We start from the raw sequence: 24,024 nt of genomic DNA on the forward strand, positions 1-24,024 counted from the left end.
CTAGTTATTCTTGTCTATAAAAATTTATATTATTCTTGTTCCGGTGCTTTTTTGACTAAAGTCCGTGCCTAACTCATTTAAATAGCCTTCTCCCAACACATTCTTCAAGGCTTCCCTCCCCTTTTCTGTGAAATAAGGAATGAGCATACACCAGGTAGCTTTCTCTTTTTCCTCAAAAGTTTTCTTGCCTAGCACCATCTCTCTGGGGTACCAAAGAAACATCAACATCCAGGTATTGATAGACAGGTTTTCATATACTCCGGGATATGGTTCCTTTTTCATGGTTCCTATCTCAAGGGCAAAAGCAATGGCAGCATCAAAATCTCGTATGGCTTCTTTGGAAAAGGATTTTACAGTCCCACTTACTGCAGGATGCTCGAGGACATAGGGATCAAGTAGTATGCACTTAAAATCCCTTTGCAATTCAAAATAAAAGCGAAGGTCTTTGCGGAGATTGCTAAAGGTAGGCAATGGAGCTTTGGATAAGCGATACTCCTTTAGACGATCTGCAAATTGCTCCACCATATCTGGAAGAAGATCAGCCTTGTCAGGAAAATGATAAGATAAATTTCCCCTGCTCATCCCTAATTCTTTCGCAAGATCCTGAAGACTCACATGGCCATAACCCTTTGAGTTAAAGAGTTTAATAGCTGCGCTCAGGATTCGTTCTCGGGTATTCTTTTTCATATTTGACTACAATTTAGTCATTTTCTCTAATTTTCTAGTTCTTAATTCTAATGAATTATCCACAATTTTCTTTTCTCTTTTAGGGTGAATTCCATTTGGATATTACTAGAGATACACTATGTCAACTTTACACTACTAACCTAAACACATCTACCATGAAAAGCTTACGCACATTAGCCTACCTGGCGATTCTATTTTTTTCTTTTTCCCAAAATTGTTTTTCCACCCATTTACTGGGCGGCGAATTGAATTATCAATTAATCGATAGCAGCACCCTCACCTATGAGGTTGAACTCAGGGTTTACAGAGATTGTATAGTTGGTCAGGCGCCTTTCGATTCTACTATCAGCCTATTTATTTTTGAAAAAGGGAGTGCTGTGAGTCAGACACAAACTATTGCTTTGGGCAATGATCCTAATATTAGCCTTCTACCTGATTCATTGATCCTTTGCAGCATAAGCCCCTATTATTTTTGTCTGGAGAGTCGAGTTTACAAAACACAAATATCTCTGGCTCCCTCAAGTTTGGGATATGATGTCGTTTGGGCAAGATGTTGTCTTACAAATGCATTGGTAAATCTTGTAAACCCTCTGGGAGGAGGCCTAACCTATTCGGCTTCTATTCCTCGAAATGACAGTATACTAAACTCCAGTCCTGCCGCTTATAATCAGTTGTATGACAATCATTGCAGCAATGCGCCATTTAGCTTCGACTTTTCGACGACAGATCCGGATGGCGATTCCCTGGTCTATGTATTGAGTGAGATAAAAAGTGGATTAAACACATTGGGATTAGGAGCCGGAAATCCCATGCAGGGCGGCCCCAATCCTACTGTCGATCCTTTTAATAACCCTATGGGCACTCCTCCTTATGCTCTCCTCCCATTTCTGGCTACTTACAATTCCCAAAACCCGTTAAATGCAAATTCTTTGCAGCTTGATCCGGAGACTGGAGTTTTATCTGGTGATGGAGTACTTACCGGAATATATTTAATCGGGATAGAGATTCAGGAATATCGAAATGGGAATCTTCTGTCGAACTCTCAAAGGATTGTACCGCTTTCTTTTACCAGCTGCCTCAATTCCGGACTGCAAGCTTCCCTGGATTTTTTAGGACAGGAAACCCTTGTCAATGGTATTCCGGTACTGGATTATCAGGACAGTACGCTGCTTTGCATCAGTCTTTTGGCTAATTCTCCTGACAGCAGCGATGTTATCAGAATCTTTCAGAGAAATTCCACTCCTGGTCTCAGGATAAACCCCGCCAGCGGCAGCTCTCCTTTCCAGGCAGATATTTGCTGGAGGTATGATTCTGTTGGATTGGCGGATACTTGCTTTCTGGTTGAGCTAATCGTAGGATCGGATATTGCCTGCCCCAATACCGAAAGGTTTGAATTTAGCTTTGCCGTATGCTATGATTCAGCCAGGACAGCCTTAAGTATTGAGAGACAGTTAACTGAAATTCCTGTAATTCTTTATCCAAATCCTGGCAAAGATTACCTTGAGTTGGAAACTGAAGCAGATTTCTTCAACGATCCACCAAATATCCGTTTGCTATCTCTCGATGGGCGACTTCAACTTGTACGGAAATTTCTTACACCTGCAAATAAATACAGACTGGACACTTCGAGCCTATCGGCTGGTGTCTACATTCTGGAATTCAATACTTCCCGTGGAAGATCGATCAGAAAATGGATCAAAGAATGATAATTTCGCCTATACTTTCGCAGCTAGATAGGCCGCTTCGTTGATGGCTTTCTTGGCATCCAATTCTGCAGCTACGTGTGCCCCACCAATCAAGTGTACGGATTTACCTGCAGCCTGGAGCTCCTCATACATATCTCTGAGGGGTTCCTGGCCTGCACAAATGACCACATGGTCTACCGCAAGTACTTTGTGCTCGCCATCGTGCTCAATGTGTAAGCCCTGATCATCCACTTTTTTATAGGCTACATTGGCGATCATTTTCACTTCTTTCATGGCCAGACTTGCACGATGAATCCAACCCGTAGTTTTGCCAAGTTTCTTGCCATGCTTGCCGCCGGATCTCTTTAGGAGAAAGATCTCTCGAGGCGAAGGAGAAGGTGCGGCCTGAGCCAAAGCTCCTCCTTTTGCATAGGACATATCTACGCCCCATTCTTCCATATACAATTCTGTATTCAAACTTGGAAGTTCGCCTTGATGTGCCAGGAATTCTGCCATATCGAAGCCAATCCCTCCAGCTCCTACGATAGCTACTGATTTCCCAACAGGCTTATTTCTATATAGAACTTCTGCATAGTCCAGGACCTTTTCATGATCTGCTCCTTCAAAATCAACTTTCCGAGGACTAACTCCACTAGCGATTATGATTTCATCATAGTTCCCTGCCAACAATTGCGCTTTATCAACCCTTGTATTAAGGTGAAGATTTACGCCGGTCAATTCGATTTGTCGACCATAGTATCGGATGGTTTCAGCATAGTCTTCCTTACCCGGAATGACTTTCGCCATATTGAACTGGCCTCCAATCTCTTTTTCCGCTTCAAAGAGATCAACTTCATGCCCTCTTTCTGCAGCTAATGTGGAGAAAGCGAGACCAGCAGGCCCAGCACCGACAACCGCAATTTTCTTCCTATTTTCAGTAGGATGGAAATTCAATTCTGTTTCATGGCAAGCCCTTGGATTTACCAGACAAGAAGAAATCTTCATGGTAAAGGTGTGATCCAGGCAAGCTTGATTACAGGCAATACAGGTATTGATTTCATCTGCCCTGTTTTCCATGGCTTTTAAGACCAGGTCGGCATCCGCCAAAAAGGGACGGGCCATGGAAACCATATCACAACAACCGTCTTGCAAAATTTCTTCTGCTATACCCGGCATATTGATTCGATTGGTGGCTATCAAAGGAATATTAACTTCTCCCATCATCCGCTTTGTCACCCATGCGAATCCTCCTCTAGGCACAACCGTACCAATGGTAGGAACACGGGCTTCATGCCAGCCGATGCCGGTATTGATGATAGTTGCACCTGCCTTCTCAATTGCTTTTGCTAATTGGACTACTTCTTCCCAGCTACTTCCTCCTTCAACCAAATCCAACATTGAGAGGCGGTAAATGATGATGAAGTTCTCCCCTACTCTTTCGCGTACAGCTTTGACTATCTCCACCGGAAATTTCATACGGTTCTCATAAGAACCTCCGTATTCATCTTCTCTATGATTCGTTCTTTTTACAATAAACTCATTGATCAAATATCCTTCTGAACCCATGACTTCGACGCCATCATAACCAGCTTCCTGGGCGAGTTTGGAACAGCTCGCATAATCATCAATGGTTCTGTGAATATCCGCTATGGTCATCTCTCTGGGTACCATGGGATTTATAGGTGCTCGCAAAGGAGATGGAGCGACTCCTTTATTGTGATAGGCATAGCGACCGGAATGCAAAATCTGCATACAGATTTTTCCTCCTTCCGCATGTACGGCTTCGGTGATCAATTTGTGCTGAGCCACTTCCGTCGCATTGGTCAGCATAGCAGAATGTGGAGCTACCCTGCCTTCTTCGTTGGGTCCAATACCACCTGTGACTATCAAGCCGACCTGGCCACGGGCCCGTTCTGCATAATAGGCAGCTGCACGTTCAAATCCATTAGGCGCTTCCTCCAGCATGGTATGCATGGAACCCATTAAAACACGATTTTTCAAGCTGGTAAATCCCAGGTCAAGGGGAGAGAGTAGTTTTTCGTACATCTTATACTAGTCTAGGTTCTGTATAGAAACCCAAGTTTATTAATATTGAAATCCTGCACCAATATACAGGTTTAATTTCTGCAAAAATTGGCTAAATCAGGAAGATGATAAGCTCAGTCTTTTTCTGATTTTTGAAAGTCCGACGGGAGTAAGTCCGAGATAGGAAGCAATGAGGTATTGAGGAACTCTTTGGATGAGGTCGGGTCTTTTCTCCATGATCCTAAGATAGCGCTCCTCATTGCTGAGATTATTCATTTGAGCGATTCGTTTAGAAAGGTTGATAAACTCAGCCGTAACGAATTTACGACCAAAGCGCTCGAGTGCATGGGACCTGTTCCAAAGGTTTTCATCATCGTCCCGATTGATGGCATAGGCTACAGTATCCTCTGTTGCCCAGATATTGGTATTGGTAGGTCTTCTTTCCAGGTAGTTGAGCAAATCCACACAAAAGTGCCCCTCCGTGAAGAACTCGATTACCTGTTTTTGCCCTTTCCTCAAAGAATACAGGCAAAGACAACCACCATCAACGAAATACATTTTTCGTGAAACCTGACCTTCTTTCAATAAGAAGTCTCCTTTTTTTACTTCTACCTTTTTGAATAAAGTGAGCGCATAATCCAAATCATTGGGCTCAATTGTAGCGTAGGATTGTATAGTTTCGCGGAGTCTGTCCATCAACTGCAATTTCGTAAATATCGGCAAAAGGAAAAATTCCGACTGCTTTGTTTAACAATTATTCTCTTTTACTTTAGATAGAAACCATAATTATGAGATATCGTTTACAATTTTTTCTGTTTTTTTCATTAGCCCTTTTACTGTCTTTTTCTTCTTGTGAAAGTACCCGCTCAGTGAGTCAAAGAACACCAGCCAATTCCGTGCAGGAGTATTTACAGAGAGTCCCGGGCCTGATTGTCAGTAAACAAGGACTTTTGTACCAAAATCAGCAACCGATTATCGTATTGGACAATCGAATTGTGGAGTATAGTGACTTGCTGGGGATGGTAAATGTGCAGTCCATAGCCAGTGTTCGCCTTTTGAAAGAACAAACCGATATAAAAAGGTGGACCAATGCACCGGCTTCTGCGGTGGTGCTTGTCAAAACCAAAGCGAATTGAAAAAGGGCCCCGATTGGAGCCCCTCTTTTTTATCTTACTTTTAATATTCCTCGCATCGTAATGTGATGGCCGGCCATCGTGCATACAAAGGGATAATCGCCCGGCTTATCCGGTGCTATAAAATAGATATCCTCTGTTGTTTCAGGTTCCAGTAGTTTGGTGTGGAATATCACATTTTCGGTTTCGGGTACATAGTTTTTCGCTGGTCCTTCAATTCCCAACTCAATAGCAGCCAGCCCTACCTCATCTATGCTTCCTTTTTTCACCAGGACCCAATTGTGCTGCATATCGTCATCATTATTAAAGGTCAGTTTGACTTTGCTACCTGCTTTTACCTCCAGGACTTCTTTATTAAAATACATACCCGGTTTCGTCGCAATCTCTATACTTTCATCTGCTTTCCCATTCCAGTTTACCGGCATACTTGTGATTCTTTTGCTAGAAGCAGAGCTGGTATTGCTGCCGGTACTGGCTGCTTGCTGATTTCCTCCTCCCCCGGGAATTTTGTTAAGAGTATAGTAGGCGAAATCATGCAATAATTTTTTGCCCAATTGATTTTTTACATCATTTAACCTAATCTCATGCACAAAACCTTCTCGGAGATTATCCACTTTCAGGTATACAGATCCTCCCTCATTCCCAACAATAGCTTCGCTAACCTCACAGGTCTCTATATTGATTGCAGGGCTCCCGTAGGTCGAATGGTAGTGATAGGTAAAGCTTTTGATAGAGAATTTGTCCATGTTGCGGACAGTTGCTGGATTGATTTTTTGGGTAAAGAATATTTCAAAGCCATCTGGACGGGCTTCTATTCTTTGCATCTCGAAGGGAGTCTTTCCATTATACTTCAATCTTTGGATGCCGAAAGGTGCTCTACCAGTTGAGGCCCATCCTCTATTGGTCATTCCAACGAACATGGTTCCATCTTCTCCCCAGGCCTGTCTTAGTACTCCAGATGAAAAGCCTTCTGTAAAAGGGAAAAGTGCAGCCTGGTAGCTACCTTCTACTTTCTCTAATTGCATCCGCATGATTTTGGATTGGCCCTGATCTCCGATAAACATCTGGTTTTCAAAAGGACCGAATTTCCCTTCGGTATTGTCCAGCAAAATTGCGGAGGTTGAGATTCCCATTACCCCATGTGGAAACCAGGCAGTAGGTTCTTTGATCCCATCTACTTGCATAGCCTGGGTGTATAAGGTTCCCATAGAGTCCGCAAACATATCAAAGGTCAATTCCACAGGAGAACCTTCTTCTTGAGCCCATTTCAAACCCTGAGGATTTCCCACAAAATCGCCTTTTGACACATGGGTAACTCTACCAGATCCTACCCAGTCTCCCTGATTATCCGAATAAAACAATTCTCCATCCGCATCCAGACCAAACCCAGCGGGCGAACGCATGCCCGTTGCATAAGGCATAATTTCTCCTTCAGGGGTAATTTCCAACATCCATCCTCTCCATTTCACCAAACTTGCCCCGTAACCAATCCAGGAGAGGTTAAGAGCGACCATCATATTACCATTAGGTAATAATAGAGGCCCGTATCCATAATCATGGTAATTTCCAGATAAAGGCCACTTGGCTATACTTTCGTAGCTGTCCGCCTTTCCGTCTCCATTTACATCTGTCAATTTTGTAAGTTCTCCTCTCTGCACAGTCAATAAAGAGCCATCCTTATAGGCAAGTCCCAGGGGTTCGTGTAAACCGGAAGCAAAGCGAGTAAAATTGGCAGGGTCAGCGCTTGTAGCATAAGGATCTTTGATGATCCAGACTTCTCCCCTACGGGTACAAACAGCCAATGCTCCATCCGGCATAAATGCCAGACCTCCTACCTCCAGGATTATTCCTTCAGGAATCGGGAGATCCTCGATTTGATAGTGAGGATTTTCCTGAGCCAACACAGAGCTGCCCAGAATCAGTATGAGTATATAGAAAAAATATCTTTTTACCATGTCAGGCTATAGCTTATAGTTGAATTGGGTGAAAGAGCCATGATGAGTTCCTGGCCGTGGGTGGTTTGTCTGATTTCCGGCTTTGCATTTCCTTCTACCGCCAGATAGTAGTTAAAGTTATCCACGCCGTAAAGACCATGTGGGCCTTCATGGATTTCCATTCCTTTGGCTAACAAGATATAAGCTTTGCTTTCTTTGGAATCATTCAAACTTATGCTTCTTTTCAAACTTCTTCCACTTGTTGAAGGGAGAATTTGATCCTGAATCTCTCCTCCTTCTAACGCATATCTAAATACGGGCCCACCATTTTCGCTTATGTTGTAGCCTTTGAATTTCAGAGGACCATCATCGCTCAGCTTCTCAGGCCAAGTACTATTCTTTTTGGGTAAAACTGCAAAGTTGGGCAAACCAGAATGAACGATGGCAGCTCCCATAGGTACTGCTAATTGCTCTGCTCCTCGGCCCACCCACATCTGCCGTACATCCAGAAATTCACCTCCCCACATTTGCAGCAGGCTGGCATTATCCAGGTCATAGCTATAATGAATCCCATCAGGATCTCCAATAGAAATGGCGTGGGTCAATTTTTCATCCTTATGCATCAGATAGCTTCTGTGCAAGCTTCCTTTTTCCTCCGCCTTCAAAGCATAGGGCTCGGGTTTTGCTCTTTTATATACAGAACCTTTGCTATGCAAGGGCATTTTCTCAATTCCTGGTCCTTCCACAAAGAGTCCCAGTCCGAAGCGCCAGTGCATATGTTCTTTGCGATAAAGAAGTTTGAAGTCATGATCCCCGGGAGTCAAGCTAATATTGGAAAACTTTGAATCCTCTTCATAATTGGTTTCCCCATCATGATTGATCAGTTCCTTTCCATCAATAAATAAGATAGCACCTCCCTGGACTCGAAGTTCAAACATATATTCTCCCTCGGTGGGGACATTGAGTTTTCCTTCAAATGTCAGGGCGTAATTTCTTCTTTCTTCCGTAACCTGCCAGCTCAAAGTGTCTGATTTTCCACTGTCTTTGACTTCAAGCGTGCTAAAATCCGGAATGGAATCGGGAGCAGTGGTTCTCCCTTCTATTTCGTAAAAATTATAGCTAAGATCGTCCAGAAAGGGAAGTTTGTCTTCGTACAATTTGTATCCAATATTTCTAAAAGCCATTGCTCCTTTCTCTACGAGAAACTCAAGTGGGGCTGCCTCTGGATTGGTAGTACCCATAGCCAGGTTTTCCTGTACCAAATATCCATTGAGCTCAATCTTGTCAAATACAGGTCCTCCTTCCGTATTGTGGTAGAGGACTCTGAGTTTTTGCCAAAGACCTGGCGCCAGAGAGGCATCAGCCATAGGAGGATCATCGTCGATCTTTCCGGCTGCATTGGCAAGTCCATCAGCTCCCCAATTGTCATTTAAATGAATCATATGGGCTCCTTGCAAAAGGATTCCTCCTTCTGCTCCTTTGGATGTCATGAATTCAATATCCAGTTCAATGTTTTGATGTGAAAAGGGACTACTATAAGTTGCGTTTCCATCAGCTTCCAGAAGAAGTGTTTCATTTCCTTCCAGGGAAGTGATCTTTTCTCCACTTATAGGAGTTTCTAAATATGCCTTTCCTACCCATGCAGCTGATTCACTTGCTTCCAGTTCCTGGAAATCAAGTTCTGTAGGAATAGCTATTTTGGGAGGACTGGACTCTGGTAGCCCTTCTTCCTCACATGCATATAAGGATATGAGGATCAGAAGGACGAAAGGGATTAGCCTGTTCATTATGTAATAGTAATAGTCAGATTGAGTATAAATCTAGAAAAAATTTGAATTTTAGTAAATTCAAGCTTCAATCTACAAAAACTACTTACTATGCTTAGCAAAAATCTCAGCCTTTATTTAGTCCTTCTTATTTTATTTTCCGGTTGTCAAGCTCCGATTAAAGAGAATTCAATGGAAGAGGTAAAAGCCCCTTCAAAAGAATTTTATGAACTCAGAAATTATGAATTGTCAAGCCCGGAACAATTTGAGGCAGTCGCGACTTTCCTGAAAGATGCAGCCATACCCGCTCTGAAACGTCAGGGAATTGGGCCTATTGGTATGTTTAGCCCTTTAGATACAGCTAAAGATGGAAACTATATCAGTTTGCTACTCCCGTTCAGCAACCTGGATGTTTTCGCAGAACTACAGGATAAAATGATGCAAGACCAGGCATACCTGAGTTCAGGTGCTGCTCATTTGGACATGGCTCATCCCGCCAAAGCTTTTGAAAGAATTGATAGTCGGCTTCTGATTGCTTTTGACAGCATGCCCAAAATGGAAGTTCCGGCAATTCACAGCAATCCGGATCGAGTGTTTGAATTGAGAAGTTATGAAAGCTATTCTGAGAAAAAAGGAATTGCCAAGGTCAAAATGTTTGATGCAGGCGGAGAGGTTACGATCTTTAAAGATCTGGGATTTTATCCGGTATTCTTTGCCCGGGCACTCACAGGAGATGAGCAACCCAATCTCATTTATATGGTTTCCTATAAAGATGCCACTGAAGAAACCCGCAAAGCTCAATGGACCTCATTTGGAAATGATGATCGCTGGAAGGCAATCAAGGATTTGGAGGAATATGCAAATACGGTATCCAAGATTCATAGCATTATGCTAAAACCACTTCCGGGTTCAGAAATCTAGTTCATGAATCTATTAAAGAAAATTGGGATTGTTCTGGGAGCAATTTTGTTCCTGCTACTTTTTAGTCTGCTTTTCCTGTCCAGGTGTCATGTTGATCTTTCCGCTTATGATGAATATCTGGCAGAGCCTTCAAGTTTAAATGATAGCAGTCTTTATGTACAGTTTGCTGGAATCAGTACACTCTTAATATCTGATGGTGAAACCCAAATATTAACGGATGGATTTTTCAGTCGCCCGAGTATGTCCCGTATTTTATTAGGGGAAATTTATCCAGACACCCTGGATATTGCCTGGGCTCTGGACAAATTGGAAGCTTCTAAGCTGGATGGCATTTTTGTACTTCATTCTCATTTTGATCATTCGATGGATGCACCAGAGGTGGCCCGGATAACAGGAGCGAATTTGTATGGATCTGCTTCCACAGCTAATGTCGGCAGAGGATGGGGACTTCCTGAAAATCAAATCAAGGTTTTTGAAAGCGGTGAGTCTTTACAAATCGGAAAATTCAGAATTCAGCCCATACTGACCCAACACTATGAATTTCCCAATGCTCTCTTAAAAGAAAGAGCCCTGGAAGGAAGTCAGAATATTGATCTGCCCTTAGTCCCACCAGCCAAAGCCTTTGACTATAAAATGGGAGGAGCATACTCCTTATATATAGAACATCCCCAGAGCAATTTTCTGATACATGGCAGCGCCGGATATATAAAAGATGGTTTTTCCAAAATCAGACCGGATATTGTTTTTTTAGGCATAGGTGGATTGGGGAAACAAAAGGAATCCTATCAGGTTCAATATTTTGAAGAGTTACTTGACAAAACTGAGGTAAAGAAGGTTTTCCCTATTCACTTTGATGCTTTCGCTGGATCCATTCGAAAGTCCTTGCAAGGACCGACTTACCTAAACAATATCATGATGGATACAGAAGGAAGTTTACAAGCAACACTTGATGCATGTAGAAGTCGTTCTCTCGAAGCAGAATTATTGCCTCAATGGGAAAAAGTAAAGTTGTCCGATTAGCAGAAATATGTAAATTGTAAAAAGAATTTAAATCAGAACATATGCCCACTACTACACTCGAATATTTCACGGAAAGATATCCGGATCTGTATTCAGATCTTAAAACTCAATTAGACTTTATTTATCGTTGGGAAACAGAAAAAGCAAATGAGACCTTTCTCCGTCAACCTTTTGGAGATAGCTGGAAAGAAATGACATGGGGGGAAGCTATGAAGGAAGCCAGAAAGATGACTTCGGCTCTTCAAAGCATGGGATTTAAAGAAGGAGATCATATTGCCATTGTATCCAAAAACTGTTATCACTGGATACTTGCCGATCTGGCTATTATGATGGGAGGTTATGTATCAACTCCTTTTTATGCCAATCTATCTTCGGAACAAATGACAGAAGTATTGGAAAAGAGTGATGCTCGAGCTGTCTTTGTGGGAAAACTGGATACCTGGGACAATATAGATGGAGGCATACCCAAGGATTTCCCCATCATCAAATTTCCTCATTACAGTGGAAATGCGAAAGTCACCCGCGGAAAAGACTGGGATGAGTTGGTAAAAGCACATGATCCTATCGAAGGACAACCTAAGCCGGATATTGAAAGTAACTGGACTATACTCTTTACTTCAGGGACTACCGGCACTCCCAAAGGAGTAGTTCATACATTTAAGAATGCGGCCTTGATTATGAACGGAGAGGTTATCAATGATACATTGAAAACCCTTTCAACCCCCAATCCTACTTTCTTCTCTTTTCTTCCTCTAAATCATATTGCCGAGAGAACAGCAGTTGAGATTGGGGCGCTATTATCAGGAGGTAGCATATCATTTGCGGAATCTTTAGATACCTTCGCAAAAAATCTTCAGGACACCCAGCCTACCCTGTTTTTTGCAGTTCCCCGTATATGGACCAAATTCAATTTGGGGGTATTAGCGAAAATGCCTCAGAAAAAACTCAATACCTTCCTCAAAATTCCCATCCTTAGTTGGCTGGTAAAAAAGAAAATCAAGAAGAGTCTGGGACTTTCAAGGGCTACTCTGATTATGACAGGAGCTTCTATTACTCCTGAGAGTTTGAAGCAATGGTACAGAAGTTTAGGGATCAATCTTCGAGAAGTCTATGGCATGACAGAAAATTTTGGTGGGTTTTCTCTAATGCCAGAATTTGGGCACAAAGCGAATACAGTAGGCAAACCCATGACCTATTGTGAAGGGAAAATTCATCCGGAAACGGGAGAGATTATGATGAAACTGCCCTGGATGATGAAAGGTTACTATAAAGATGATGCCTTGACTTCGAAAGTTCTGGTTGATGGATGGCTGCATACCGGAGATAAAGGCCAGATAGATGATGAGGGATATATCAAAATTATTGGTCGGGTTAAGGATGCCTTCAAAACCAGTAAGGGAAAATTTGTTGTACCTACAATACTAGAAGATAAGTTCAGCGAGAATTCAAATATCGAGCAAATTTGCGTAGCAGGATTGGGCGTTCCCCAACCTATTGCGCTGGTAAATCTTTCTGAAATTGGACTGGCTGAAGAGAAAGAGGCTATTGCTCAAAACCTGACAAATCATTTAGCAGGGGTAAATAAAAGTCTTCATGGACATGAAATAATTTCAACCATAGTGATTATTGAAGAAGCCTGGAGCCCGGACAACGAACTCCTCACTCCTACCCTCAAAATCCGGAGAGGAAAAATCGATGAAAAATATATGGAATCTTATGCGCAATGGCATGCAGATGATGCAAAAATCATTTGGGTATGATTAAAAAAAAGGGCTTCCAGAAGGAGGCCCTTTTTTTTGAGAGAATGATTTCTCTTAACCGATTTGTCATTTTTTTTTGATTCTTTTTACCAGGGATAAATAGGCGTTATTATGCTTATTCGAACTAAAAATGAGGATTTTTATTATTTCGAAAAATGAACTAATCACTTGGAGGTCAAATTTTTAGGAGCGGATTATTTTTATTACTTAAATATTTATTTACCTTTAACGCAATCCCAAACAACATGTAGAAACGATTGAGGGTCAATAATTGACCGTTCACTCAATTTCAGCTTAATTATCGCTTTAATAATTTTTTGTTAATTCGGTTTTTGGTACCTTGAAGGAATTCTTAATAAGCCAGAATTAGTAGCTTCCTTAAGTTCAAATTTTCGCTTTTTTCGAAGAGCTCCTTTCTGCATGCTGAAAACCTGTTAACCGATAGAGAATAAATAGTTCTAACGACAGCACACACTATATGACAGGTTTCACATAAATAACACTACCTACTTACTCTTTCTTTACTAACCATTTTAAGTCAATTATGATTTGGGGTACTAGATCCATCTAGTCCATTAATTATTGCGTTTTGCCATTTTAATTTATCCTCTATGAACTGGATGATTTACAAATTGGCCCTTGGGAAAAGCTCAGAACGATTCAAAGCCTCAACTTTGAGGGCAAGCTTCTTATCTTTTTCAAGGGCAAAAATAATTCCGGGGAAATACCTTGGAGTTTTAACTGCCTTGTTTTTATTATTCTCTTTTGGGACTCCTCTGGAAGCGACCAATGGAGAAATTCCTGATTCTCCTCCTACCATATCAGCGGGCGGAGATTACATGCTTGATTTTAGTGCAGGTGATCCAGAATTATACCCACGCCTTTTTACCTCTCAAATTTCCCCACCCTCTGGTAGGGCATCTAATCCAATTGCGGGAGCAGATCAAGCAACAACTGTTGAATCCCTTGCACCGGAAAATATGGCCTTGGGTCAGATAGTCCCCTTTATTATTGAGATTAAAACAGATGCCGGAGGGGCATGTAGTGATGATTGCATTACGATAGAGGCTGGTTGGGAGACCGAGACTACCAATGGAGGTGCTTTTGGATATGATCCAACTGTTGGAAGTAATGGAATTTATGCTGCCTTCGTTGATGGAGGGGATGCAAGTGCAGTTGAAATTGATACCGACGCAACCGTTACCTCTTTTTCAGGAGCACTAGTTGGCTCCGAAATCCAGGGGACCTTTGAAATTTGTGGAATTGATCCAGGTGAGACGGTTATTTTAGAGATTTGGTTGGTACTTCAATCCACCATCCCTCCAGGTATAGGAGGAAATGTTCAATCCAGGTTAATCGATGCCACCACAAGTGGCACCTGCGAGACAGGAGAGACAATAAGCACGGGTAATCAGACAGTTCCTTTACTACGCGCAAGAGAGTTTTTCACCAGCGATGTAGACATTTCTGTTACAAAATCTGATTCTCAGGACCCTGTTGTTCAGGGAGATCAGCTTACCTATACCTTAGTAGTCAATAATGCGGGTCCATCAGTGGCCAATGATGTTGTCCTTACTGATATTCTTGATGCAAATACGACCTTCGTAAGCGCAACAATCACAGATACAGAAGGATACATAGTAAATGAAGCTGCAGATTGTACGATAAGCGGGAGCACATTTACCTGTGATCTTCAATTTTTAAATCCAGGTGAAACTATAACAATTACGATTACAGTTGATGTAAGTGCAACAGCGCCAACAGGAAACGGAGGGGGGACGGATTGTGCACCTGGTACAACCTATGATCTAACTAATAATGTTTCTGTCACTACTATTAGTGATGATACCGATAGTTCAAATGATTCTGATTGTGAACCTACAGACGTAGATCCAGCTTGTGATATAGCTATAACATCGGTTGACACAGATGATGAAACTTGTGTAGATGAAGGCGATGGTTCTATCACCATTAATGCGACTTGTACTACTTGTACAAGCATTGAATACTCTATAAATGGGGTTGATTACTTCCCTTCGAATGTATTCAATTCTCTGGATGATGGTGCTTATACCGTTTATGCCAGAGACAGTGGAGATCCGAGCTGTAATGCAACGGACAATGCTACAATAAATGAAGGAGCACCTAAGGATGATGCTGGATTTACTTATCCAGCTACTGCATGTATTAATGATGATACCGATCCTGTTGCTACGGTAACTGGACTGGCAGGTGGTACTTTCTCCGTAGATGGCGGTGCTACTATCGATCCAACTACTGGTGCACTCGATTTGAGTACGGTTACAGCCAACACTACCTATACCATTACCTATTTGACCAATGGACCTTGTCCTGAGTCTTCTACTCAGACAATTGACATCAAGCCTGCGGATGACGCAAGCTTTACTTACCCAGCTATGGTATGTATCAATGCTGATACGGATCCTAGTGCTACGGTAACCGGTCTTGCAGGTGGTGCTTTCTCTGTAGATGGCGGTGCTACTATCGATCCAACTACTGGTGCACTCGATTTGAGTACGGTTACAGCTAATACCACTTATACTATCACTTATCTGACTGCTGGCGATTGCCCTGAGTCTTCTACTCAGACAATTGACATCAAGCCTGCGGATGATGCAAGCTTTACTTACCCAGCTATGGTATGTATCAATGCTGATACGGATCCTAGTGCTACGGTAACCGGTCTTGCAGGTGGTGCTTTCTCTGTAGATGGCGGTGCTACTATCGACCCAACTACTGGTGCACTCGATTTGAGTACGGTTACAGCTAATACCACTTATACTATCACTTATCTGACTGCTGGTGATTGCCCTGAGTCTTCTACTCAGACAATTGACATCAAGCCTGCGGATGATGCAAGCTTTACTTACCCAGCTATGGTATGTATCAATGCTGATACGGATCCTAGTGCTACGGTAACCGGTCTTGCAGGTGGTGCTTTCTCTGTAGATGGCGGTGCTACTATCGATCCAACTACTGGTGCACTCGATTTGAGTACGGTTACAGCTAATACCACTTATACTATCACTTATCTGACTGCTGGTGATTGCCCTGAGTCTTCTACTCAGACAATTGACATCAAGCCTGCGGATGATGCAAGCTTTACTTACCCAGCTATGGTATGTATCAATTCTGATACGGATCCTAGTGCTACGGTAACCGGTCTTGCAGGTGGTGCTTTCTCTGTAGATGGCGGTGCTACTATCGATCCAACTACTGGTGCACTCGATTTGAGTACGGTTACAGCTAATACCACTTATACTATCACTTATCTGACTGCTGGTGATTGTCCTGAGTCTTCTACTCAGACAATTGATATCAAGCCTGCGGATGATGCAAGCTTTACTTACCCAGCTATGGTATGTATCAATTCTGATACGGATCCTAGTGCTACGGTAACCGGTCTTGCAGGTGGTGCTTTCTCTGTAGATGGCGGTGCTACTATCGATCCAACTACTGGTGCACTCGATTTGAGTACGGTTACAGCTAATACCACTTATACTATCACTTATCTGACTGCTGGTGATTGCCCTGAGTCTTCTACTCAGACAATTGACATCAAGCCTGCGGATGATGCAAGCTTTACTTACCCAGCTATGGTATGTATCAATTCTGATACGGATCCTAGTGCTACGGTAACCGGTCTTGCAGGTGGTGCTTTCTCCGTAGATGGCGGTGCTACTATCGATCCAACTACTGGTGCACTCGATTTGAGTACGGTTACAGCTAATACCACTTATACTATCACTTATCTGACTGCTGGTGATTGCCCTGAGTCTTCTACTCAGACAATTGACATCAAGCCTGCGGATGATGCAAGCTTTACTTACCCAGCTATGGTATGTATCAATTCTGATACGGATCCTAGTGCTACGGTAACCGGTCTTGCAGGTGGTGCTTTCTCTGTAGATGGCGGTGCTACTATCGATCCAACTACTGGTGCACTCGATTTGAGTACGGTTACAGCTAATACCACTTATACTATCACTTATCTGACTGCTGGTGATTGTCCTGAGTCTTCTACTCAGACAATTGACATCAAGCCTGCGGATGATGCAAGCTTTACTTACCCAGCAATGGTATGTATCAATGATGATACCGATCCTAGTGCTACGGTAACCGGTCTTGCAGGTGGTGCTTTCTCTGTAGATGGCGGTGCTACCATCGATCCAACTACTGGTGCACTCGATTTGAGTACGGTTACAGCTAATACCACTTATACTATCACTTATCTGACTGCTGGTGATTGCCCTGAGTCTTCTACTCAGACAATTGACATCAAGCCTGCGGATGACCCCGGATTTACGTATCCAGCTACCGCTTGTATTGTAGGAAGCAATCCTACTGCAACCATTACTGGCCTGGCTGGAGGTACATTCTCAGTTGATAATGGTGCTAGTATTGACCCAGCTACCGGTGAGCTTGACCTAAGCTCAACTACTGCAGGGCAGATGTATACCATCACCTATTTGACTGCAGGTGATTGTCCTGAGTCTTCAACTCAGCCAATTACTATCCAGTCGGCTGGAGATGCCTCTTTCACCTATCCAATGATGGCTTGTATCAATGCCGATACAAATCCTTCTGCTACGATTACTGGTGATGCTGGCGGAACATTCTCCGTGAGCGGTGGTGCTACCATCGATCCAACTACTGGTGAACTTGATTTGAGTACAGTAAGTGCGAATACAACATATACCATTACTTATCAAACAGCTGGTAACTGCTCAACTTCAACTACCCAGCAGATTGAAATTAAGCCTGCGGATGATGCAAGCTTTACTTACCCAGCTATGGTATGTATCAATGCTGATACGGATCCTAGTGCTACGGTAACTGGTCTTGCAGGTGGTGCTTTCTCCGTAGATGGCGGTGCTACCATCGATCCAACTACTGGTGCACTCGATTTGAGTACGGTTACAGCTAATACCACTTATACTATCACTTATCTGACTGCTGGTGATTGTCCTGAGTCTTCTACTCAGACAATTGACATCAAGCCTGCGGATGACGCAAGCTTTACTTACCCAGCCATGGTATGTATCAATGCTGATACGGATCCTAGTGCTACGGTAACTGGTCTTGCAGGTGGTGCTTTCTCCGTAGATGGCGGTGCTACTATCGATCCAACTACTGGTGCACTCGATTTGAGTACGGTTACAGCTAATACCACTTATACTATCACTTATCTGACTGCTGGTGATTGCCCTGAGTCTTCTACTCAGACAATTGACATCAAGCCTGCGGATGATGCAAGCTTTACTTACCCAGCTATGGTATGTATCAATTCTGATACGGATCCTAGTGCTACGGTAACCGGTCTTGCAGGTGGTGCTTTCTCTGTAGATGGCGGTGCTACTATCGATCCAACTACTGGTGCACTCGATTTGAGTACGGTTACAGCTAATACCACTTATACTATCACTTATCTGACTGCTGGTGATTGTCCTGAGTCTTCTACTCAGACAATTGACATCAAGCCTGCGGATGATGCAAGCTTTACTTACCCAGCCATGGTATGTATCAATGATGATACCGATCCTAGTGCTACGGTAACCGGTCTTGCAGGTGGTGCTTTCTCTGTAGATGGCGGTGCTACCATCGATCCAACTACTGGTGCACTCGATTTGAGTACGGTTACAGCTAATACCACTTATACTATCACTTATCTGACTGCTGGTGATTGCCCTGAGTCTTCTACTCAGACAATTGACATCAAGCCTGCGGATGACCCCGGATTTACGTATCCAGCTACCGCTTGTATTGTAGGAAGCAATCCTACTGCAACCATTACTGGCCTGGCTGGAGGTACATTCTCAGTTGATAATGGTGCTAGTATTGACCCAGCTACCGGTGAGCTTGACCTAAGCTCAACTACTGCAGGGCAGATGTATACCATCACCTATTTGACTGCAGGTGATTGTCCTGAGTCTTCAACTCAGCCAATTACTATCCAGTCGGCTGGAGATGCCTCTTTCACCTATCCAATGATGGCTTGTATCAATGCCGATACAAATCCTTCTGCTACGATTACTGGTGATGCTGGCGGAACATTCTCCGTGAGCGGTGGTGCTACCATCGATCCAACTACTGGTGAACTTGATTTGAGTACAGTAAGTGCGAATACAACATATACCATTACTTATCAAACAGCTGGTAACTGCTCAACTTCAACTACCCAGCAGATTGAAATTAAGCCTGCGGATGATGCAAGCTTTACTTACCCAGCTATGGTATGTATCAATGCTGATACGGATCCTAGTGCTACGGTAACTGGTCTTGCAGGTGGTGCTTTCTCCGTAGATGGCGGTGCTACCATCGATCCAACTACTGGTGCACTCGATTTGAGTACGGTTACAGCTAATACCACTTATACTATCACTTATCTGACTGCTGGTGATTGTCCTGAGTCTTCTACTCAGACAATTGACATCAAGCCTGCGGATGACGCAAGCTTTACTTACCCAGCCATGGTATGTATCAATGCTGATACGGATCCTAGTGCTACGGTAACTGGTCTTGCAGGTGGTGCTTTCTCCGTAGATGGCGGTGCTACTATCGATCCAACTACTGGTGCACTCGATTTGAGTACGGTTACAGCTAATACCACTTATACTATCACTTATCTGACTGCTGGTGATTGCCCTGAGTCTTCTACTCAGACAATTGACATCAAGCCTGCGGATGATGCAAGCTTTACTTACCCAGCTATGGTATGTATCAATTCTGATACGGATCCTAGTGCTACGGTAACCGGTCTTGCAGGTGGTGCTTTCTCTGTAGATGGCGGTGCTACTATCGATCCAACTACTGGTGCACTCGATTTGAGTACGGTTACAGCTAATACCACTTATACTATCACTTATCTGACTGCTGGTGATTGTCCTGAGTCTTCTACTCAGACAATTGACATCAAGCCTGCGGATGATGCAAGCTTTACTTACCCAGCCATGGTATGTATCAATGATGATACCGATCCTAGTGCTACGGTAACCGGTCTTGCAGGTGGTGCTTTCTCTGTAGATGGCGGTGCTACCATCGATCCAACTACTGGTGCACTCGATTTGAGTACGGTTACAGCTAATACCACTTATACTATCACTTATCTGACTGCTGGTGATTGCCCTGAGTCTTCTACTCAGACAATTGACATCAAGCCTGCGGATGACCCCGGATTTACGTATCCAGCTACCGCTTGTATTGTAGGAAGCAATCCTACTGCAACCATTACTGGCCTGGCTGGAGGTACATTCTCAGTTGATAATGGTGCTAGTATTGACCCAGCTACCGGTGAGCTTGACCTAAGCTCAACTACTGCAGGGCAGATGTATACCATCACCTATTTGACTGCAGGTGATTGTCCTGAGTCTTCAACTCAGCCAATTACTATCCAGTCGGCTGGAGATGCCTCTTTCACCTATCCAATGATGGCTTGTATCAATGCCGATACAAATCCTTCTGCTACGATTACTGGTGATGCTGGCGGAACATTCTCCGTGAGCGGTGGTGCTACCATCGATCCAACTACTGGTGAACTTGATTTGAGTACAGTAAGTGCGAATACAACATATACCATTACTTATCAAACAGCTGGTAACTGCTCAACTTCAACTACCCAGCAGATTGAAATTAAGCCTGCGGATGATGCAAGCTTTACTTACCCAGCTATGGTATGTATCAATGCTGATACGGATCCTAGTGCTACGGTAACTGGTCTTGCAGGTGGTGCTTTCTCCGTAGATGGCGGTGCTACCATCGATCCAACTACTGGTGCACTCGATTTGAGTACGGTTACAGCTAATACCACTTATACTATCACTTATCTGACTGCTGGTGATTGTCCTGAGTCTTCTACTCAGACAATTGACATCAAGCCTGCGGATGACGCAAGCTTTACTTACCCAGCCATGGTATGTATCAATGCTGATACGGATCCTAGTGCTACGGTAACTGGTCTTGCAGGTGGTGCTTTCTCCGTAGATGGCGGTGCTACTATCGATCCAACTACTGGTGCACTCGATTTGAGTACGGTTACAGCTAATACCACTTATACTATCACTTATCTGACTGCTGGTGATTGCCCTGAGTCTTCTACTCAGACAATTGACATCAAGCCTGCGGATGATGCAAGCTTTACTTACCCAGCTATGGTATGTATCAATGCTGATACGGATCCTAGTGCTACGGTAACCGGTCTTGCAGGTGGTGCTTTCTCTGTAGATGGCGGTGCTACTATCGATCCAACTACTGGTGCACTCGATTTGAGTACGGTTACAGCTAATACCACTTATACTATCACTTATCTGACTGCTGGTGATTGTCCTGAGTCTTCTACTCAGACAATTGACATCAAGCCTGCGGATGACGCAAGCTTTACTTACCCAGCCATGGTATGTATCAATGCTGATACGGATCCTAGTGCTACGGTAACCGGTCTTGCAGGTGGTGCTTTCTCTGTAGATGGCGGTGCTACCATCGATCCAACTACTGGTGCACTCGATTTGAGTACGGTTACAGCTAATACCACTTATACTATCACTTATCTGACTGCTGGTGATTGCCCTGAGTCTTCTACTCAGACAATTGACATCAAGCCTGCGGATGACCCCGGATTTACGTATCCAGCTACCGCTTGTATTGTAGGAAGCAATCCTACTGCAACCATTACTGGCCTGGCTGGAGGTACATTCTCGGTTGATAATGGTGCTAGTATTGACCCAGCTACCGGTGAGCTTGACCTAAGCTCAACTACTGCAGGGCAGATGTATACCATCACCTATTTGACTGCAGGTGATTGTCCTGAGTCTTCAACTCAGCCAATTACTATCCAGTCGGCTGGAGATGCCTCTTTCACCTATCCAATGATGGCTTGTATCAATGCCGATACAAATCCTTCTGCTACGATTACTGGTGATGCTGGCGGAACATTCTCCGTGAGCGGTGGTGCTACCATCGATCCAACTACTGGTGAACTTGATTTGAGTACAGTAAGTGCGAATACAACATATACCATTACTTATCAAACAGCTGGTAACTGCTCAACTTCAACTACCCAGCAGATTGAAATTAAGCCTGCCCCGGTTGTAAATATCACTGGCGACAATGAATATTGTGAGGGTTCTGGAGGAGTATTACTTGACGCTGGCGCTGGTTTTTCATCTTACTCGTGGTCTCCAGGTGGTGAAACTACCCAGACCATTACTGCAACTGATGGTTCTTATACTGTTACTGTTACCGATGCAAATGGATGTTCTGGAACATCTCCAAGCTTTGTAGTAACAGAGAATCCAACCAATACAACCAATGTTGCAGCTACTACCTGTGATCCAAGCCAAGTAGGAGTTAGTCAACAAGTTTTTGCCAACCAATTTGGTTGTGATAGTGTAGTAATCACCACAACAACTCTGTTGCCAAGTGATACAACTAACGTAGCAGCGACAACTTGTGATCCTGGTCAGGTTGGTGTTAGCGATATAGTTTTAACCAATCAGTTTGGTTGCGATAGTGTAGTAATCACCACAACAACTCTGTTGCCAAGTGATACAACTAACGTAGCGGCGACAACTTGTGATCCTGGTCAGGTTGGTGTTAGCGATATAGTTTTAACCAATCAGTTTGGTTGCGATAGTGTAGTAATCACCACAACAACTCTGTTGCCAAGTGATACAACTAACGTAGCGGCGACAACTTGTGATCCACAGGAGGCAGGCGTTACACAGCAGACTTTCACCAATCAGTTTGGTTGTGATAGTGTTGTCATTATAACTACGGTTCTTCAAGTCGATGAAATCGTGTGTGATGCAACCAACCACTCCGATGACAATGGCCCTATTGTTTCTGCCCTCAACCATGCCTTCTGGCTGGAGAATTTCCCAGCAGCTCCAGGCATGCAGCAGAATGATCGATTCATTTGGGCTCCGAATACAGGGCAATTTATTGAAGATGTGGCTACAGGAACAGCTACCATTACGGGTCAAATCATTAACAAATCTGATCCAAATGTCATCTTTGATGTGAATGTGCTACTGGTCAACAAAATGGATTGGGCAACCTGGAGTAGTCTGGGAAGATTGTACAAGCATGACAATATTCTCAATCCTGTTGGCAATGAATACCTCAACTGGTATTTCTTCGAACTGGACCCAGCAAGTACCCTAACGGGTGCACCAGGTTCGACTTATGATGGTGATGTATTGACATTGACTCATCGCCCAGCTGATATGACTTACGGTCCTCAGCTAGGTATCGGGGCCAATGACATCGATGATAGTTATGGATTTGCTACCTGGTTCTTCTGGTCAGGTACACTTGCAGGCAGAACCTATACACATGAGGCAGGTGATATCAACATCGACCTTGATTGTGAGCCTTCTCCATGTGAAGATGATGAAGTTGTACTGGCCGCTCGCGCATTGCTCGAAGGTCCCTACAATGAAGCTGCAGGCATGATGAATGACGATCTGCGTTCTATGTTACCACTCTTTGAGCCTTATACAGGCCTTGGGTTTACTCACGTAGGTCCTGGCGGCGGAGAAAACATTGATAATGCAGTCCTAAGCGTAACTGGTTCTAATGCCATCGTAGACTGGGTATTTATTGAACTCAGAGACGCAATCAATAACACCCAGGTAGTCGCAACTCGCTCAGCACTCTTACAACGTGATGGAGACATCGTAGATCTCGATGGATTCTCAAAGCTCAGCTTCAATGGTGTATCTGCTGGTAATTACTACATAGTAATCCGCCATAGAAACCACCTGGGTATGATGAGCTTGAATGCAATTTCGTTGAGCGAAGTTTCAACTACTGTTGACTTTAGCGATGGAAGTACCAATACTTGGGGAACTCAGGCCCAAAATGATTTAGGAGCCTCAGGCAAAAAGGGTATGGTTTGCGCTAATGCCAATGGTGATGGTGTAATCGATGCACTCGACCGTGGAATCTTCTGGAACTTTAGAAGTACCAGCGGATACGATCTCCACGATGCCAACTGTGATGGTGTTACGGACGCATTAGACAGAGGTGCCGGATGGAATAATCGTAGCCGTTCTGAGCAAGTACCTTACTAAATA

The 24,024-nt window shown here is 43.6% G+C and carries 11 protein-coding genes; 6 read left to right on the plus strand and 5 right to left on the minus strand.

Annotated elements, in window-relative coordinates:
* Positions 1–24: 24 nt before the first annotated feature.
* Entirely contained in the window at positions 25–687 is a 663-nt protein-coding gene (locus R8P61_11030; protein MDW3647590.1) for a TetR/AcrR family transcriptional regulator, read from the minus strand.
* 155 nt (positions 688–842) lie between these two features.
* On the opposite strand from R8P61_11030, the gene R8P61_11035 reads away from it, so the two are divergent.
* Positions 843–2,393, plus strand: a complete 1,551-nt coding sequence (locus tag R8P61_11035) for a T9SS type A sorting domain-containing protein (protein MDW3647591.1) — start codon at positions 843–845, stop codon at positions 2,391–2,393.
* Positions 2,394–2,402: 9 nt separating this feature from the next.
* On the opposite strand, the gene R8P61_11040 is transcribed toward R8P61_11035, so the two are convergent.
* Together R8P61_11040 and R8P61_11045 are read right to left on the minus strand one after the other, a co-directional pair.
* A complete protein-coding gene (locus R8P61_11040) occupies positions 2,403–4,418 on the minus strand; it encodes an NADPH-dependent 2,4-dienoyl-CoA reductase (protein ID MDW3647592.1) in 2,016 nt (671 codons plus the stop codon).
* A gap of 96 nt (positions 4,419–4,514) precedes the next feature.
* A complete protein-coding gene (locus R8P61_11045) occupies positions 4,515–5,093 on the minus strand; it encodes a Crp/Fnr family transcriptional regulator (protein ID MDW3647593.1) in 579 nt (192 codons plus the stop codon).
* A 92-nt stretch (positions 5,094–5,185) separates the two neighbouring features.
* Between R8P61_11045 and R8P61_11050 the strand changes: the two genes are divergently transcribed.
* Complete coding sequence (locus R8P61_11050; GenBank protein MDW3647594.1) at positions 5,186–5,533, plus strand: hypothetical protein; 348 nt, start codon at positions 5,186–5,188, stop codon at positions 5,531–5,533.
* A 29-nt stretch (positions 5,534–5,562) separates the two neighbouring features.
* Here R8P61_11050 and R8P61_11055 read toward each other — a convergent pair whose 3' ends face one another.
* Together R8P61_11055 and R8P61_11060 are read right to left on the minus strand one after the other, a co-directional pair.
* Positions 5,563–7,485: a plastocyanin/azurin family copper-binding protein gene (locus R8P61_11055; GenBank protein ID MDW3647595.1), complete on the minus strand. Its 1,923-nt coding sequence runs from the start codon at positions 7,483–7,485 to the stop codon at positions 5,563–5,565.
* Positions 7,479–9,251 carry a PA14 domain-containing protein gene (locus R8P61_11060; protein ID MDW3647596.1) on the minus strand — a complete coding sequence of 591 codons (1,773 nt, stop codon included), beginning with the start codon at positions 9,249–9,251 and terminating at the stop codon, positions 7,479–7,481. The genes R8P61_11055 and R8P61_11060 overlap by 7 nt, the downstream gene beginning before the upstream one ends.
* Positions 9,252–9,341: 90 nt before the next feature.
* Between R8P61_11060 and R8P61_11065 the strand changes: the two genes are divergently transcribed.
* From R8P61_11065 to R8P61_11080, 4 genes are all read left to right on the plus strand, one after another.
* The gene (locus tag R8P61_11065; GenBank protein MDW3647597.1) at positions 9,342–10,151 is read left to right on the plus strand and encodes an NIPSNAP family protein; all 810 of its coding nucleotides are present in this window, start codon (positions 9,342–9,344) and stop codon (positions 10,149–10,151) included.
* A 3-nt stretch (positions 10,152–10,154) separates the two neighbouring features.
* On the plus strand, positions 10,155–11,171 hold the full coding sequence (locus tag R8P61_11070) for an MBL fold metallo-hydrolase (protein MDW3647598.1): 1,017 nt from the start codon (positions 10,155–10,157) through the stop codon (positions 11,169–11,171).
* A gap of 41 nt (positions 11,172–11,212) precedes the next feature.
* Positions 11,213–12,931: an AMP-binding protein gene (locus R8P61_11075; protein MDW3647599.1), complete on the plus strand. Its 1,719-nt coding sequence runs from the start codon at positions 11,213–11,215 to the stop codon at positions 12,929–12,931.
* Between the two features lie 611 nt (positions 12,932–13,542).
* On the plus strand, positions 13,543–24,021 hold the full coding sequence (locus tag R8P61_11080; GenBank protein MDW3647600.1) for a hypothetical protein: 10,479 nt from the start codon (positions 13,543–13,545) through the stop codon (positions 24,019–24,021).
* Positions 24,022–24,024 lie beyond the last annotated feature (3 nt).

It is taken from the genome of Bacteroidia bacterium, from assembly GCA_033391075.1.
Lineage (GTDB): Bacteria > Bacteroidota > Bacteroidia > J057 > J057 > JAWPMV01.